We start from the raw sequence: 16,528 nt of genomic DNA, 5'->3' as shown, positions 1-16,528 counted from the left end.
AGTTCCATTTTCCTTGCTAATAAATTACTACTTGTTATGTTTTTAAATTAAAGATAAAGGGATTTAATAATATGTCTGGTGATAGCTATAGCTCTCTATTGAATCATGCCATTTATGTAATGGATAAAATAAAGCTTGATAAAAATATTATGATGCTAGTTGAGGCGATTAAATATGAATATCGCCATAAAGGAAAATGGTCTCCAGATTTATTGAAAAAACATGATAAATTAAAGAAAGAAATAGAAAGAAAATCTTATTTTTTATATAACAATGATGTTCCTATTGGTATTGAAAAACTCAGTAATCAAGAAGAGCTGGAGTTTATTGGTTATATAAGAGATTTATCAACAGGAAATAATGATGTCGATATAAGAGTTCAAGGTAAAGAGGATATTGAATTATCTAACCTTGTTGATTCCGATTTATTAAGTTCACAAGCACTGCGTATTCTCCCTAAAAATTTAAAACAAAGGATAAAACTTCGCTCTAGTATAAATGCTAGGTTAACTATAAATATACATAAAAAATATATTAATCGGCTGGCAAAATCTTTGGTGAAGTTATTTCATGAGTCGTCACTTCAGTGTATAGAACAAGCCAAAATTATGGGGCCTAGAAAATTTGGTATACAAACGGATCAAGCTGTTATTTACTTATCTGAATCGGGGCTTGAGCATGCAAAGGAAATTACCCAGCGACTTAATACATTGATTCCTTCGGATGCATTTATTGAACATACACCAGTTGGTATGCAAAAAATGGATACTGGCATTTCTTATTCGGAAACACCAAAAGGTCAGTCAACAAGCCATGGGCAAGCCAGGTCACAGGTCATTGCAGACGCTATTACAGAAGCTTTATTAACAGATCGCCCAGTAAAACAAATCTTACCGAAAGTATTAAAAAAAGTAGGCTACGATACGAATAATCCTAGTTTAGTTGCGCAAGTTCAGCGTGATGGTCATTTAAAAAATAGTCTTTTTGACTGTATGATGCTTAAAAAGCATAGAATAAGCCAAGATATTCAGCGATTTGTTACGGATCCACTGTTATTCCCATGTATGTATGTTATTGATAAATTTAATAATGATATATTATCAGTAAAAGCGGAAATATTTAACTTTGAGAATGATTTTACTGCCATTGAGTGCGGAGTATTAGCTCAGTATATAACCTCGAGAGAAAATTCAGGTTTTATTTATGATGTTTTAGATTTTACTTATAAATTTAATTCAATCTTTAGAGATAGCGGTTATATTGAGAAACGTCTCGCACCACAAGATTTTTATTTATATTTAATGGGTGATAATTCAGGGGGACGTTGTTACTCTTTAGTTAGGGCAATGGCTGTTGCATTAGCCTTAGAGGGCAGTGATGGTGCAAATAAATTGCTTAATAAGATGTTTTTAGCTGGGGCATCACCAACGGAGCCGAATTCAACTTTGTTACAAGCTGCGTTAAAAGAACTTCATGTAAATATAGAGGCGGCACACGCATCAACTATAATTGGCCAATTTGAGTTAAATGAAATAAAAGAAATTCTGATTAATGCTGAACAAGGAAATATTTATGCGCTAAATAGCACAACACACTCAATGTTATTAGGTAAAGTCAAAAGTGGTAATGAAATTAATTATTATTTTTATGATCCAAACTTTGGTATTTATGCTTTTAATGATTCTGATAAGTTATTTTTAACTTTAAATAAGTTTTTATTTAAAAACAAGATGGCAGAGCAGTATGCGGTTTTAAATAGTAGTTTTGAATTGGTCTCTATTAATACGGGAAAAATGTCTGAAGTACAAATTGGTAGTGGTTTAACTGTTTCCGATTTGGTTTATTCAGATAATTTAATGGAATCTATTTCTCTACATAAGAAAATGGAGAGTATTTTAGAACATCAGTCTTTAATAGCAAAAGATAAGAAAATACAGACAGCCTTAATTATTTTGGAGTCAGAGAAATGGGGGGAACGTCTTGAATACTCAATTAATGAAGTGTGCAAAAGTCATCAACTAGATGAAAAATGGTTACCTGTTTTTGAAAATGTTGAGAATTTGGAAGATGGCCGATATCGTATTCAATTTATACATCAAGGGATAGAGGAAAAGATATATTGGGCTGAAACGAAAGACACAACATTTATTGAGTTTAAAGAATATTTTCACAAGCAAATGGCTATGTTAAAGAGTCATTATTCTTTTAGTGATGGGGAGTTGCAATGTGAAAGAGATATTGAGGGTACAGAACATGTGGATGGCCTCAATATAGCGATGGGAATACAATCAATCATTCAATGGTCGGAGAATAGAAAAGTGGTTTCTTCTAGGCCAACATCTAATTTAGCAACAGCACTGCGTATTCATAGTTATATTAGCTATTCTATGATGGCCCATGGTGCTATCAATGATGCCATGAAAACTGGAAAAATTGCATATTCATTATGGTGTGAAGGGAATGGAGTGGCGAAATCAGTAATGAATCGCTTTTCTTCGTCTCTAGTACGTACAGCGAATGAAGGGTTAGGGGTTATTTTCCAAGGAGCTATGGTTGGTTTCGATATTTATGAGTTAGCGAATGCACAAAATGAAACTCAGCGAGCTGTATTTGGTACTCAACTAGCTTTTGATTCATCATCATTAGGGTTAGGTATTGTAAGTACGGGAGCATCTCTACTTGGTGCGGAAACGGTGGCAGGTGTTGCAGGGCCATTAGCTGTACCACTTATGGGAATAGGTATTGGTATCACCGAACTGGTTAATATTAATGAAAGACACGCACAAAAAGCTGTTGCTGTAGGGGAAGAATTCGCGATTTATCAACGAGACTATCAAAATGCAGCGATAAGTTATGATGCAAAAAAAGGCTTTTTGATACCAACACCTAATATTGTCATCGAGAAATTAGATTTTAAAAATGGCTATTTTGACCTTGGTAGCCAATATATATATCGAGGTGTGAAAAAAAAGTGGTATATAGAGCATTGCTGGTTGAATGATTTTCAATCAGGGCCAAGTGCTGAGATTGATAAATCATATGCAATTAATATTAGAGAAGCTGTTGGTGTTACTGAGTCAAGAGTATTCTTTAATGGAAATCAAACTGGGGTGGTGATATTACCAGTTGTACCTAGATCGTTCATTCGTTACAGATATAGCTCTCTTTTTGGTGGAACTTCTCGAGGGGATAATGGTTTTTCTATTTTGAGAGGAATGGAAGAACGCTATCAATTCTATTTTGATTTTTTTTATTGTGGCCTAGAGTATGTCATCACCACTTTAGAGCATGAATATGAAAATACTACCATTCATGTCAATCTAGATAGCCAAAATAGACAATTAGCCGTTCCTAAAATGCCTATTCCATGGCAAGGGCATATTACGCACGCTGTCACTGGTAATGGTGGGGAATATCAAATTACAGTTAATTATGGCGCATCTCTTACGTTAATTGAGGGGGCTATGTATGGAAAACAATCTAGCTGGGTAATTGATACGAGTTTAATAGAAAGTGATGGAAAAGAGCATGTTATTCAGATCATGGATGATCACATTAAAATAAGTGGCATTACTATCAATGTTGATACATCGGTGGCGGATAATTCGATTTTACTTGTCAATGCTCAGCATGAAGTATGTGAAATAGATTTTATTAATAAGACTGCAAAGATTATTAATGTAGATGGTAGTCAATGGGTAAACAAAAGCCAGACAATTAAACAGCATCTTCATGATTTATCAATTAAAAACAAGCTTAACGGCCAGTATGTTGCCATCGATAATTATCAATATAACGGTTTAAACGTGGGACGTGCATTTTATGATGTTCAATATGACCGGGTCATTTTTACTCACTCAAAAAATAAAGAAAATCATTCGGCACAACTAATAAAAATTAATGGAGATACAGCCTATTTTTATTCATCAATGGAATCAGTAATTTGGCAGGTTGATATCAATACAGGTTCTTTACTGACTCAACTTAAAGCGAATATGGTTTTAGGTTTAGATGCCGAAATTATTAAAGTCACATTGGTTGATGACCAACTGTATATAACATTAACAGAAAGAAGTACTGGCAGTATGGTTGAAAATACCTATAGGCTAATACAGAGTGATAAATTAGAGCTCGTGAGCGTTGTGAATAACAGGTTATTACTCGATAACTTACATGACACACAAACATTATTATCATTTGAACAACGTAAGCAATTTAGTAGCCATGACTACTTAGCCTGTCGAGATATGAGTCCTGAATATCAAAAGACAATTACCATCAAACCCAGCATAGCGAACACGGTGATGATATCGGGCACTGATGAAAATGGTTTTTGGCATCATTACTGGCTACTCAATGAGAGTGGAACACTGGTTAGAGCCAATTCAGAAAGAAAAAATGTGAATGAACAGCTATTCTTGAATGAGTTTATTTCGATAAGTGAAGAAGATTTAAAATATATTGATTGTGAGCTCGCAAAAAATGCTCCGTTAGAAAAAATTTGGATAGTGAGGTTTCCTCTGTCTATTAACGATGGTAAGGAGGCGATATTTCAATTAAAGCGTTATGGCATTAAACCTACACTTGCAAAAATATTTGCAACAAGCTTCGGACGTTATAATCCGAGGTACGATTTATGGTATTGGTTTCCTCCTAAGGACTTGGAATTATTAGGAAGTTTATTAAATGAAAATGGAAAGGAAGTCTTTTTCTTTTATAGCCGAAAAGAAGACTCCATTTTTTATCAAAAAGGGTTAGGGCAAGATATTATTAAGCCAAATAAGCCTAGTGCCTTTCGTTTAAATTTGAGTGGAATAGAAAATGTCACGCACTGGCAAGGGGAGCTCCTTGTTATCCAAAAAGAAGGCTTTGTTAGGCAACTGGGTGCGAATGGCAGTGTACAATTAGTTGCCCTCAATAAAGACTGGTTTGCGAGAGAGCCTTTGAAATGGGAGCGTTTTGCTCAATTTTCCAATGAAAAGGACCCCATTGCATTGTTTGGATTAAAAGATACTAATGGGGAACGCATATTACCAGCATGGTATTTTAACGAGATGGTTGTTGTTGCGCCTTCATTTTCGTTAGAAAGTGAGTTACAAATTATCGATTTTGATCACGATAAACAATATGGCGTTATTTTTGATTCAAAATCAAAGAAGCTATATCGAATAAACGCGATTGGAGAGATGAGGTTTAACAATATTTTCGATAGTCAGGGTGTTCTTCGATTTCCCAATAAATTACCTAAGCATGTTGATTTATACCCTGAGCTTACTTTTAAGTCAGTGCAAAAAATAGCGGATGGCTTAATGCTGTTAACAGAAGAAAATGCAATTATTTATCATCCAATATCATCTCATGAACAATTAGGCTTATCATTAATTATTAAAGGAACACCGGAGGATGATGTCGTTATTCCTGCAGCATTAGGCGATGTTTCTGTTTTAATTCTTAATGGTGGTGAGGGCTCCGATACTTATCAGTTTAAAAAAGTAGATTGGCAGCGCTATCAAACGATTATTATTGATAATTATTCGGTAGACCGAATTGTTGATTTGCTTATCCTACCCATAAAAAACCAATTGAAGGAGATTTTTATTAATCGCCAAGGAGATGACTTGGTTATTACAGATTCAATAAATAATACATCTCTTTATATCCGTGGAATTTATGGTCCACAGGCTCACTCGTATCGTCATCTACAACTAAAAATTGATGGAACAGATCAACACATTGATGTGAGTTTATTAGCTGAGCAAGCTTTGGCCAGTCACGGTTTAATGTCTTTATCAATGCATTTCAGAAGCCATTTTAATATCAATGATAAGATAGCTTTATTAGGGGAGTTGTTGAATCGAATAGATTTTACTCAGGAAGACTTTGAAATTCAAACTGCACCCAAAGAGCAGGATAAACCTCATTTCGTCATGTTATCTACAACAAGTCAGTATTAAATTAATATATAAAAAAAGAGCCACAACATGAGTGGCTCTTTTCGATTTATCGATCAGCAATTATTGTGCTGTTGGTGGATGGCTGTGTTCAATATCTTCTGATTTCTTCGAGAAACGGCGACGGATCACCACGAAGAATACAGGAACGAAGAAGATAGCCAATGAGGTTGCGGCAAACATTCCCCCAAGAACACCAGTACCTACTGAGTTCTGGGATGCAGAACCTGCACCGTTACTAAACACCAGTGGGATAACACCTAACATAAATGCTAAAGATGTCATCAGAATTGGTCGTAAACGCATTTTAACTGCATTCAGTGTTGCTTCGACTAACCCTTTACCTTCTTTTTCCATCAAGTCTTTGGCGAATTCAACAATCAAGATTGCGTTTTTCGCCGATAGCCCAATGGTTGTTAAGAGGCCCACTTTAAAGTAAACGTCGTTGTCTAGACCACGAACACTGGTAAACAGTAACGCACCAATAATACCTAATGGAACGACTAACATAACTGAGAATGGAACTGACCAGCTTTCATAGAGAGCCGCCAAACACAGGAAGACCACTATCAAGGAGATTGCGTACAGAGCAGGGGCTTGGTTACCTGCTAAGCGTTCTTGATATGACATACCTGTCCACTCGTAACCAATTCCTTCAGGCAGGTTTTCAGTGGTGAGTTTTTCCATTAACAGCATCGCATCACCAGTACTTTTCCCTGGAGCTGCCTGACCTTGAATGTTCATCGCAGGGACACCGTTATAACGCTCTAAACGCGGTGAACCATACTTCCAAGGATCTTTGGATTCGTCCATAAAGGCAGAGAACGGAACCATTTTACCTTGGTTATTGCGAACATACAGGTTACTGATGTCAGAAGGTAACATACGGCTTTCTGCGTCACCTTGTACGTAAACTTTCTTCACACGACCACGGTCGATAAAGTCATTCACGTAGCTTCCACCAAACATAGAACTCAATGTTGCGTTGATATCACTGATAGCGACACCTTGAGCCTGTGCTTTTTGTTGGTCAATATAAATACGGTATTGCGAGGTATCATCCTGACCATTTGGACGAACACCTTGAAGCATTTCTGGGTGCTGAGCAGCTAATCCAAGTAACTGGTTACGGGCTTGCATCAGTTTATCATGCCCCAAGTTACCTTTATCGACTAACTCAAAGTCAAACCCGTCTGCGGTACCTAACTCAACAATCGCTGGTAGGTTAAAGGCGTAAATCAGTGCCTCTTGTTTTTGTGACAGTGCGATATTTGCACGTTGTACAATCGCATCAACGTGGTTTTCATCGCCTTTACGTTCGCTCCAATTTTTCAGAACGACGAAAGCGAGACCCATGTTTTGACCTTGACCTGCGAAGCTAAAGCCCCCAACGGTAAAGACCGACTCAACGTTTTTGGCTTCTTCGGTATGGTAGTAGTTATTCACTTCATCCAATACCGCTTGGGTTTGTTCTTGCGTTGATCCTGGTGGTAATTGGATCATTGACAAGAATACCCCTTGGTCTTCCGCTGGTAAGAAAGAAGACGGTAAGCGGACGAACATGAACGCCATACCAACCACTAACAGCAGGTAAATCACTAAATAACGGCCCGTGCCGTTAAGCATACGGCTTACACTGTCGGTGTAGTGGTGTGCTTGTTTTTCAAATGTGCGGTTAAACCACCCAAAGAATCCTTTTTGGCTACCATGGCTGCCTTTTTCAATTGGCTTCAACATGGTGGCACACAGTGCTGGTGTTAAGATCATCGCAACCAGTACTGATAAGATCATGGAGGATACAATGGTAATTGAGAACTGACGGTAAATTGCCCCTGTAGAACCTCCAAAGAAGGCCATAGGAATAAATACCGCAGACAGCACCATTGCAATACCGACTAACGCACCTTGGATTTGACCCATTGATTTTTTGGTCGCTTCTTTTGGTGACAAGCCTTCTTCTTGCATAACACGCTCAACGTTCTCAACAACGACGATGGCGTCATCGACGAGAAGCCCGATGGCGAGTACCATCGCGAACATGGTCAAGGTGTTTATGGAATAACCAAATGCCGACAAGATAGCAAAGGTACCTAACAATACGACAGGTACTGCAATCGTTGGTATCAGTGTTGCACGGATGTTTTGTAGGAACAAATACATAACGACAACAACCAGCATGATTGCTTCTACTAACGTTTTAACCACTTCGTTAATTGAAATTTTAACGAATGGGGTCGTATCGTATGGATAAACAATCTCTAATCCTTGAGGGAAGAAAGGCTTCATTTCCTCAAGCGCAGCGCGGACGTTATTAGACGTATCTAATGCGTTCGCTCCGGTTGCCAGTTTAATACCGATACCTGCTGCTGGCTTACCATTAAAGCGGGCAATCGTACTATAGTTTTCAGCACCTAATTGGACATCAGCAACATCTTTAATACGCACTTGTGAACCATCCTGGTTTACACGTAATAGAATATTGCTAAATTCTTCAGGGCTATTTAAACGTGTCTGCGCAATGATAGAAACGTTTAAACGCTGGTTTGCTACAGACGGTGAACCACCGAGTTGCCCTGCTGCGACTTGGTTATTTTGTACCTTGATCGCATTAATGACATCTGTTGTGGTCATGTTGTACTTAACGAGTTGCTCTGGTTTTAACCAAATACGCATTGCATATTGGGTACCGAACAGTTGAGTTTCACCTACACCGTTAACTCGGCTAAGTGGGTCTTTAATATTTGACCCTACGTAGTCGGCAATATCGTATTGCCCCATTGAGCCATCGCTAGAAACGAAACCCGCAACCATTAAGAATGAACTAGTTGATTTATCGACACTAATACCTTGCTGCTGAACTTCTTGTGGCAACAATGGCATCGCCAGTTGCAATTTGTTTTGCACCTGTACTTGCGCGATATCACCATCAGTTCCTGCTTCAAATGTCAGCGTAATGCTAGCAGAACCTGATGAATCACTGCTCGATGACATATATACCAAGTTATCGATACCGTTCATGTTCTGTTCGATAACCTGCGTTACTGTATTTTGTACCGTCTCAGCATCCGCTCCCGGATAGTTAGCTGAAATAGAAACAGCCGGTGGCGCGATGGTCGGGTACTGCGAAACAGGTAACTGGATAATTGCCAACAGACCAGCAAGCATGGTGATAATTGCAATTACCCACGCAAAAATTGGTCTTTCTATAAAAAACTTAGGCATTAATCAGCCGCTCCCTTATTTAGACTTTTCTTCAGGTTTTGCCTGATTGTCTATGGATTGCGTTTCTAAGTTTGCTTCCTTAGGATTCACAACAATTCCTGGTTTGATTTTTTGTAAGCCGATGACAATGACACGATCACCTGCTTGTAGACCTTCAGTTACCAGCCATTTGTTGCCAACTGCTTGTCCTGCTTTAACTTTTCTGACTTCAACTTTATTCTCTGCGCCAACAACCATGACTTGAGAAGTTCCTTGAGCCGTACGAGTCAAGCCTTGTTGTGGAACTAGAATCGCCTTTTCAATAACACCGTCTTCTAATACAGCACGAACAAACATACCTGGAAGTAACTCTTTGTTCGGGTTAGGGAACATGGCTCTCATGGTGATAGACCCTGTTGTTTCATCAACAGTGACATCAGAGAATTCCAGAACACCCTTTTGTGCGTATTCTTGACCGTTGTTGTTGATCAAACTGACAGGTGCTTTCCCTGATTCTCGCTGTATAGCGCCTTTCGCTATCTCATTTTTGAGACGTAAAAAATCGTCACTCGATTGTGTTACGTCAACATAGATAGGATCAAGTTGCTGAACACGCATTAATTCAGTGGCTTGTCCTGTAGATACTAAAGCCCCTTCAGTCACATTCGATTTACCGGTACGGCCGCTGATCGGTGCAGTTACTTTGGTATAATTCAGGTTGATACGTGCCGTTTCAACCGCAGCTTCAGCAGCTTTGACGGCAGCAAGTGCTTGTGCATAGGTTGAGGTTGCTTCGTCGTATTCCTGACGACTAATGTAATTAGTACCTAACAATGGTTTATAACGCTTCACCGTTAATGCAGCCAGATTCGCATTGGCTTGTGCTTTTGCAAGTTCCGCTTTTGCGCTGTCATAGGTTGCTTGGAATGGTGCTGGGTCAATTTGGTATAAAGATGTCCCTGCTTCTACGTCGCTACCTTCTTTATAGTTGCGTTTCAATATGATGCCACTAACCTGAGGGCGAACCTCGGCAACACGAAATGCGGATGTACGGCCTGGTAACTCGGTTTTGAGAGTCAGAGGTTCGGCTTTAAGCGTAACAATTCCTACTTCAGGCGCCGGGCGTTCTCCGCCACCTTGTTGTTCATCGTTACAACCAGATAAAGCCAAGCCACCTGAAAGAACTAACAGAGCCAGAGGTAACACCCCTCTGTTTTTTCGCATAAGTTAACCTCAATTAATCAATATGAGTTCAAAACAAAAATAAGAAAAATGGTAAACAATATGATTTATCACTATGCTATAGTACAAACATACACGAATGTATGTAAATCAGCTTTCGATAGAAACGGGTCACAATGGCACGAAAAACTAAACAACAGGCTGAAGAAACCCGTCAGGAAATATTAGATGCTGCCATCAAAACATTCTCTGAACGAGGAGTTTCTGCCACATCATTAGCCGATATTGCAAAAGCAGCGGGGGTTACCCGAGGTGCAATATATTGGCATTTCAAAAACAAAGTTGATCTTTTTTATCAAGCTTGTGAATTTGGTGATAACCAAATAGTACAAGCTGAAGAATATTATCGTTCTAAATATACCAATGATCCACTTTCAATACTAAGAGAATTATTAGTTTATATTTTGACTGATTTTATTGAAAGCCCTAAAAACCGCGCTTTGATGGAAATTTTCTTTTTGAAGTGTGAATTAGTTGGCGAAATGGCAGAGTTAGTTGATTTTAAACGCGCTAATTATGTCGCAAGTCAATGTCGAATAGTTGATAACTTGACTGCCTGTATTGATGCAGGTCAACTTCCTGCTGATCTTGATGTGGAATGTGCTGCGATTATGATCCGTTCATTAATGTCTGGTTTGTTAGAAAACTGGCTACTCCAATCAGAAAATTTTAATACTAATCAACATACAATTACATTGGTTGATACACTATTAGAAACACTAAAATGTAATACCGCAATCCGGTTAAAACCCATTCAAACTGAATAAGTGGAGTACAATATGACCTCTATTTTGATTATTGCTAATGGCGCACCTTACGGCAGTGAAATATTGTTCAACTCATTGCGATTAGCGATAACGTTAAAAGAGCAAGAGCCGCAGTTAGATTTAAAAATATTTCTGATGTCAGATGCTGTGACCGCAGGTTTGGCAGCTCAAAAGCCGAAAGAAGGCTATAATCTTCAACAAATGTTAGAGATTTTAACGGCACAAAATGTCCCCGTTAAATTATGTAAAACTTGTACAGATGCCCGAGGTGTAAGTGAGTTAACCCTTGCTGATGGTGTTGAGGTAGGCACGTTAGTCGAGCTTGCAAGCTGGACATTAACGGCAGATAAAGTATTAACTTTCTAACATTTTACGTAAAATGTGTTTAATTAGGTGAAAGTAAGTGTTGATAGGTGACTATCGGCACTTTGGTTTAATTAAACAATATTATTATTTGTATAAAGGAATGCCATTATGATGAAACAACAATGGAAGTGGCGGCAGTTAGTATCAATAACACTGTTTTTTTTCATCATATCTTTTTCTAGTTCAATTACGGCATTAACATCAAATAACTTACCTGATAAGAATGAAATAAAAAGTGCGCTCAACGCATTGAATAAAAAAAGTTCACTCAATGAGGAAGATAAACTTACTCTCGCTGATCTGGAAAAAACCTCAGATTTTTATAACGAGCTGGATAAACTCGAACAGCGAACGGCTGAACTGCAAAAAAAACTGAATAGCGCGAGTGAAGAATCGAAACAAGCAGCACAAGGTTTGTTGCAAATAAAAAATGAAAATGAGCAACGCACTGAAAATTTTCTACGAAAAATACAAGATAGTTCTCTTTCACAATTAGAAGCATTACAAGCCTCTTATTTAGAAAATCTGCAAACAGAACAAAATGACCTTGCAACCTATAGTAGCCAATTAATTGGCTTACAGACACAGCCTGAAAGGGCACAAGCGATGATGTTGGAAAATGCGAGGCGCTTACAAGAAATTCGCAATGAGCTAAATAGTTCATTGAATGAATCTGTGAATTTAAGACCTACTCAAATTACCATGCTGCAAGTTGAACAGTATTTATTGCAGCAACAAAATGAATATCAAAAACGTATTCTACAGGCTAACACTCAATTACAAGATGTGCTGCAAAAACAACGTGATTATACCGCAGCATATATTGAGCAATTGGAACACCATATTCAGCAAGTACAAAATGCGATTAGCCATCGCCGACTAAATGACTCCCAATCAACGGTACGCGAGGCGCTGAGTACTTCTGAAACCGATATTGAAGCGCAACAGAATCCCATTATTCAAAAAGAAATTGCGATTAATAATGCGCTCAGTGACCGTTTAATCGCAGTGACCGAAAATAGCAATAAACTGGTGCAAAATGGTATTCGAGTTAAAACATGGCTTGAAAGAGCGACGCAGTCCGAACGAAATTTAAAAGAGCAAATTAATGTATTACGCGGTAGTTTATTGCTCTCACGAATTTTATTTCAACAACAAATTGACTTGCCGCCAGACATTTTAACTAAAAATTTACCCACAACGATTGCTGATTTGCGGCTTGAGCAATTTGATATTAACCAACAGCGTGATGAGCTTTATCAACCTAATGATTATATTACTAAGTTGGAACAGCAATTTGAGGTAAAAACAGGGGATGAGCTGGCAAATAGCGCATTATTATCCGCTGAGGATAAATCTACGTTATTGAAACTATTGGAAGTACGTCGTGGGTTATTAGATGAACTCAACCAGCAGCTTGGCGGGCAAATTTCCCAAGCAATCAACTTGCAACTTGATCAAAACCAATTATTGAGTGTAGTGGGGTCTCTTGAAAATACCTTGGCGCAGCAAATATTTTGGGTGAATAGTAATAAACCGATGGATTTGGAATGGGTTAAAGGTTTTCCAGAAGCTGCGGCAGCACAGATTCATAATTTTGATTTTAGTTTATCGAATCGTAGTATTAAGCGTGGAGTGACGGCTTCATTATTGGTCGTTGTTCCACTGGTTTTAGTCGCATTGCTGTTTATTTGGTTTAATCGCAAAATTAGTAACCGACTGCAGGATATTGACCAACGGCTTTCCAGCTTACGTAATGACAGTGTATTAAGTACCCCGTTGGCACTGTTGTTAACATTAATGCAAACATTACCTATTTCACTGTTTTTACTGGCATTTGGCTATTGGTTTTTGAAAACAGGGAATGTACAAGGGCCATTCTTTTGGCAATTTTGCCAACAATTGGCGATATTTTGGGCATTATTTGAGCTGACTTTCCGAGTATTAAAACCACAAGGTATTGCACAAAAACACTTTGGTATCGAAAAAGAAAAAATATCCCAGACTCGACGCAGGATGATCAGGCTATCTATTCCTCTATTGCCACTCATTTTCTTTTCTACTTATGGTGTTAGCAACCCACTGAAAGTGTCTGAGGACGTGATTGGCCAGTTGATCGTGCTGGTTTCTCTTATTCTACTGTGCATCTTTACTATCCCATTTTGCAAACAAGTTTGGCAAGAGAAAGGGAGTCACTTAACGCGTAGTATCGTTGTGACATTGTTGACATTTTCGCCATTAATTTTAGTGGGCTTAATGATGGCGGGGTATTATTACACCACATTGCGCTTGGCAAACCGTTGGATAGACAGTTTATACCTATTACTCCTATGGTATATCACTTATAGCGCGTGTTTGAGAGGTTTAACACTGGTTGCTCGTAAATTAGCATATCAACGTGCTATAGAACGCCGTGCGATGTCGAAGCAAGAAGATGCAGAAAACGAGCCAATTAAAGAGCCACCAATGACTATTGAGCTGATTAGCCAGCAATCATTACGTCTCACAACAATGGTGTTGTTTATTATTTTCGCTTTGGCGTTTTATACGATTTGGTCTGATTTTATAACCATTTTCTCTTTCTTAGATAGCGTGAACTTATGGAGCTATACTGCCACATCGGCAGAAGGGGGAAATATCTTACAATTCGTGACGTTAGCGAATTTAATTTTAGCTCTTGTGATTATCATTGTGTCTTGGGTAATGACGCGAAACCTCCCTGGACTACTGGAAGTGTTGGTATTATCACGGTTAAAACTCCGTCAGGGCTCTACTTATGCGATCACGACAATATTAACTTATATTATTGTCGGGATTGGGGCGATCGCCTCATTAGGTATGATTGGCGTGACATGGAACAAATTGCAATGGTTGGCAGCAGCTTTAACTGTCGGGTTAGGGTTTGGTTTACAAGAAATTTTTGCTAACTTTGTTTCAGGGATCATTTTACTGTTTGAACGGCCGATCCGTATTGGCGACACCGTCACTATTGGGACCTATTCAGGAACAGTCAGTAAAATTCGCATTCGTGCGACAACCATCGTTGATTTTGATCGCAAAGAAGTGATCATTCCTAATAAGGCTTTTGTGACTGAACGGTTGATCAACTGGTCGCTATCGGACACCGTCACACGTATCACCATAGCGATCGGTGTGGCATATGGCTCTGATCTTGATAAAGTGAAACGCGTTTTATTGTCTGCGGCAACCAATAATAGCAAGGTAATGACTGAACCTGCTCCTAATGTCTATTTCACCAGTTTTGGTGCAAGCACGTTAGATCACGAATTACGTTTTTATGTACGGCAGATTGGTGACCGTGGCGTAACCAGCGATGAAGTGAACCGTGCGATAGACAAACTATGTCGAGAAAATGATATTGATATTGCATTCAATCAGTTAGAAGTGCATTTACACAATAGTAAAGGTGATGAAGTGCAAGAAGTGAAGCGAACACCTAAAGATAGTGATGATAAAACGCACTAAACTCATTAAGTTTCTTTGGTGCAGGCAGTTTTTGCTGCTTGCACTTGTTTTGCAATATAATCATTTTTCACGATTTCAAGTGCTTTGAGAACCACATCAGCTTCTATCTCAGACGTCTCTAATAAGTAGATTAAATCAACAGCAAGTTGGATTTCTTGTGGAGCATCCTTGAGTGAACTCATACTGATTCCTTCTAAGATTTAATCAAAATATTGATTTTCTTGATGTTCAATGGCTTTTTCAATACGCAAAAGTGCTTGGCGGCAACGGTACAAACGGCCTGCGAGTACAGCGAGTTCTTTTTGGCACTGGTGCTGCAAACGGTGGTCGGTTAGCTCACTTAAATGAAGTTCTTTTTCACTCACCATGGCCTGCAAGCGTCGTTCATAGTCTTGGTGTTGTGATAAACGTTCATATAAATCAACTTGTTCCTTTTTCTTAGTAAAATTTGATTCTTTTTCACGTAAAGCTTGTGTAGAGATCTCTCGCGAAATTGCCTGCATTTGATGGACGATTTTTTCAGTAAGAAAATTAACTTGCTCAGTGTGGTTTAACGTTACGCTATGGCACAATTGCTGGTACAAGGTCTGTAATTCATTTTGGCAATCCCCTAAACGGGTTGATTTGCGGCTAAACAATTGCATATCGAAACGTGAATGTGAAAACTCAAGGTCTTTTATGGGCTCCACTCGTGTTTTCAATTCATCAATTTGCTTTTTTAACGCATCCAAAAGAGCGGGAATTTTCATTTTTTGTTCTCATTAAATGTGAAAAATAGCGGAAAATTGATATTCAGCAACAAAACTGATGCCAAATTGACGGCTTCTTATTGCATTTTTATGGTACTTTACATAGATTCTACACTTTCGTGTTTACTACATGGCTTTTATTATGACCGCTAAAGAGCAACAACTGCAATTGATTAAAGAAAGTATCGCATCTATCCAAGATTATCCAATCGAAGGTGTGATCTTTCGTGACATTACGACTTTATTAAATAACCCTGCTGCATACCAAGCAACGATTGATATGCTAGTGGAACATTATCAAAATAAAGGCGTCACTAAAATTGTAGGAACTGAAGCGCGTGGTTTTCTATTCGGCGCTCCAGTTGCATTACGTTTAGGCGTAGGTTTTGTCCCTGTACGTAAAAAAGGGAAATTACCACGTGAAGTATTGAGTATGACTTACGACCTTGAATATGGCACGGATACACTTGAAATCCATAAAGATAGTATCAGCCCTGAAGATAATGTCTTAGTGGTTGATGACTTACTTGCCACAGGTGGTACAGTGGAAGCGACAGTTAAAATGATCAAACAACTAGGTGCTAATGTTGTTGATGCCGCATTTATCATCTGTTTACCTGACCTTGGCGGCGTTGAGCGCCTGCAAAAAGAAGGTGTTTCTTCTTATAGCCTTGTTGAATTCCCAGGCCACTAATCTTTATTTTCCCTCTATTTTTATCACAGTCTCGCTGTATAGGTTGAGGCTGTGGTAGCATGGTACTATGAT

9 protein-coding genes are annotated in these 16,528 nt (G+C 38.6%); 5 read left to right on the top strand and 4 right to left on the bottom strand.

Annotation, left to right across the window (positions count from 1 at the left end):
- Window positions 1-71 precede the first annotated feature (71 nt).
- Window positions 72-5,954, top strand: coding sequence for a TcdA/TcdB pore-forming domain-containing protein (locus SJ312_RS08905; RefSeq protein ID WP_319867459.1), 5,883 nt, complete (start codon window positions 72-74; stop codon window positions 5,952-5,954).
- A 60-nt stretch (window positions 5,955-6,014) separates the two neighbouring features.
- Here the strand turns inward: SJ312_RS08905 and SJ312_RS08900 are convergent, their stop codons facing one another.
- The gene (locus SJ312_RS08900) at window positions 6,015-9,173 is read right to left on the bottom strand and encodes an efflux RND transporter permease subunit (protein WP_004260435.1); all 3,159 of its coding nucleotides are present in this window, start codon (window positions 9,171-9,173) and stop codon (window positions 6,015-6,017) included.
- A gap of 15 nt (window positions 9,174-9,188) precedes the next feature.
- Window positions 9,189-10,376, bottom strand: a complete 1,188-nt coding sequence (locus SJ312_RS08895; RefSeq protein ID WP_110592251.1) for an efflux RND transporter periplasmic adaptor subunit — start codon at window positions 10,374-10,376, stop codon at window positions 9,189-9,191.
- 134 nt (window positions 10,377-10,510) lie between these two features.
- Here SJ312_RS08895 and acrR point away from each other — a divergent pair, with 134 nt between their 5' ends.
- The 3 genes from acrR to mscK all read left to right on the top strand — a co-directional run bounded on the left by acrR (window position 10,511) and on the right by mscK (window position 15,013).
- Window positions 10,511-11,161 (top strand): multidrug efflux transporter transcriptional repressor AcrR, encoded by a 651-nt coding sequence (gene acrR, locus SJ312_RS08890; RefSeq protein WP_094960963.1) that lies wholly within the window; start codon window positions 10,511-10,513, stop codon window positions 11,159-11,161.
- A gap of 12 nt (window positions 11,162-11,173) precedes the next feature.
- The gene (locus SJ312_RS08885; RefSeq protein WP_110592250.1) at window positions 11,174-11,527 is read left to right on the top strand and encodes a DsrE/DsrF/TusD sulfur relay family protein; all 354 of its coding nucleotides are present in this window, start codon (window positions 11,174-11,176) and stop codon (window positions 11,525-11,527) included.
- A 108-nt stretch (window positions 11,528-11,635) separates the two neighbouring features.
- Window positions 11,636-15,013 carry a mechanosensitive channel MscK gene (gene mscK, locus SJ312_RS08880; protein ID WP_110592249.1) on the top strand — a complete coding sequence of 1,126 codons (3,378 nt, stop codon included), beginning with the start codon at window positions 11,636-11,638 and terminating at the stop codon, window positions 15,011-15,013.
- 5 nt (window positions 15,014-15,018) lie between these two features.
- Here the strand turns inward: mscK and SJ312_RS08875 are convergent, their stop codons facing one another.
- Together SJ312_RS08875 and priC are read right to left on the bottom strand one after the other, a co-directional pair.
- Window positions 15,019-15,195 carry a DUF2496 domain-containing protein gene (locus SJ312_RS08875; protein ID WP_004260415.1) on the bottom strand — a complete coding sequence of 59 codons (177 nt, stop codon included), beginning with the start codon at window positions 15,193-15,195 and terminating at the stop codon, window positions 15,019-15,021.
- Window positions 15,196-15,213: 18 nt separating this feature from the next.
- Window positions 15,214-15,762, bottom strand: a complete 549-nt coding sequence (gene priC / locus SJ312_RS08870) for a primosomal replication protein PriC (protein ID WP_110592248.1) — start codon at window positions 15,760-15,762, stop codon at window positions 15,214-15,216.
- Between the two features lie 142 nt (window positions 15,763-15,904).
- Here priC and apt point away from each other — a divergent pair, with 142 nt between their 5' ends.
- A complete protein-coding gene (gene apt / locus SJ312_RS08865) occupies window positions 15,905-16,456 on the top strand; it encodes an adenine phosphoribosyltransferase (RefSeq protein WP_036958374.1) in 552 nt (183 codons plus the stop codon).
- Window positions 16,457-16,528: the final 72 nt, after the last annotated feature.

Source organism: Providencia sp. CIM-Carb-044 (assembly GCF_033901115.1).
Taxonomy (GTDB): Bacteria; Pseudomonadota; Gammaproteobacteria; order Enterobacterales; family Enterobacteriaceae; genus Providencia; species Providencia hangzhouensis.
The sequence above is the reverse complement of the archived record's forward strand: the minus strand, read 5'-3'. Positions and strand labels throughout refer to the sequence as shown.

Coding starts and splice junctions, on each gene's coding strand:
- SJ312_RS08905 (WP_319867459.1), top strand. CDS start 72: ATGTCTGGTGATAGCTATAGCTCTCTATTGAATCATGCCATTTATGTA.
- SJ312_RS08900 (WP_004260435.1), bottom strand. CDS start 9,173: ATGCCTAAGTTTTTTATAGAAAGACCAATTTTTGCGTGGGTAATTGCA.
- SJ312_RS08895 (WP_110592251.1), bottom strand. CDS start 10,376: ATGCGAAAAAACAGAGGGGTGTTACCTCTGGCTCTGTTAGTTCTTTCA.
- acrR (WP_094960963.1), top strand. CDS start 10,511: ATGGCACGAAAAACTAAACAACAGGCTGAAGAAACCCGTCAGGAAATA.
- SJ312_RS08885 (WP_110592250.1), top strand. CDS start 11,174: ATGACCTCTATTTTGATTATTGCTAATGGCGCACCTTACGGCAGTGAA.
- mscK (WP_110592249.1), top strand. CDS start 11,636: ATGATGAAACAACAATGGAAGTGGCGGCAGTTAGTATCAATAACACTG.
- SJ312_RS08875 (WP_004260415.1), bottom strand. CDS start 15,195: ATGAGTTCACTCAAGGATGCTCCACAAGAAATCCAACTTGCTGTTGAT.
- priC (WP_110592248.1), bottom strand. CDS start 15,762: ATGAAAATTCCCGCTCTTTTGGATGCGTTAAAAAAGCAAATTGATGAA.
- apt (WP_036958374.1), top strand. CDS start 15,905: ATGACCGCTAAAGAGCAACAACTGCAATTGATTAAAGAAAGTATCGCA.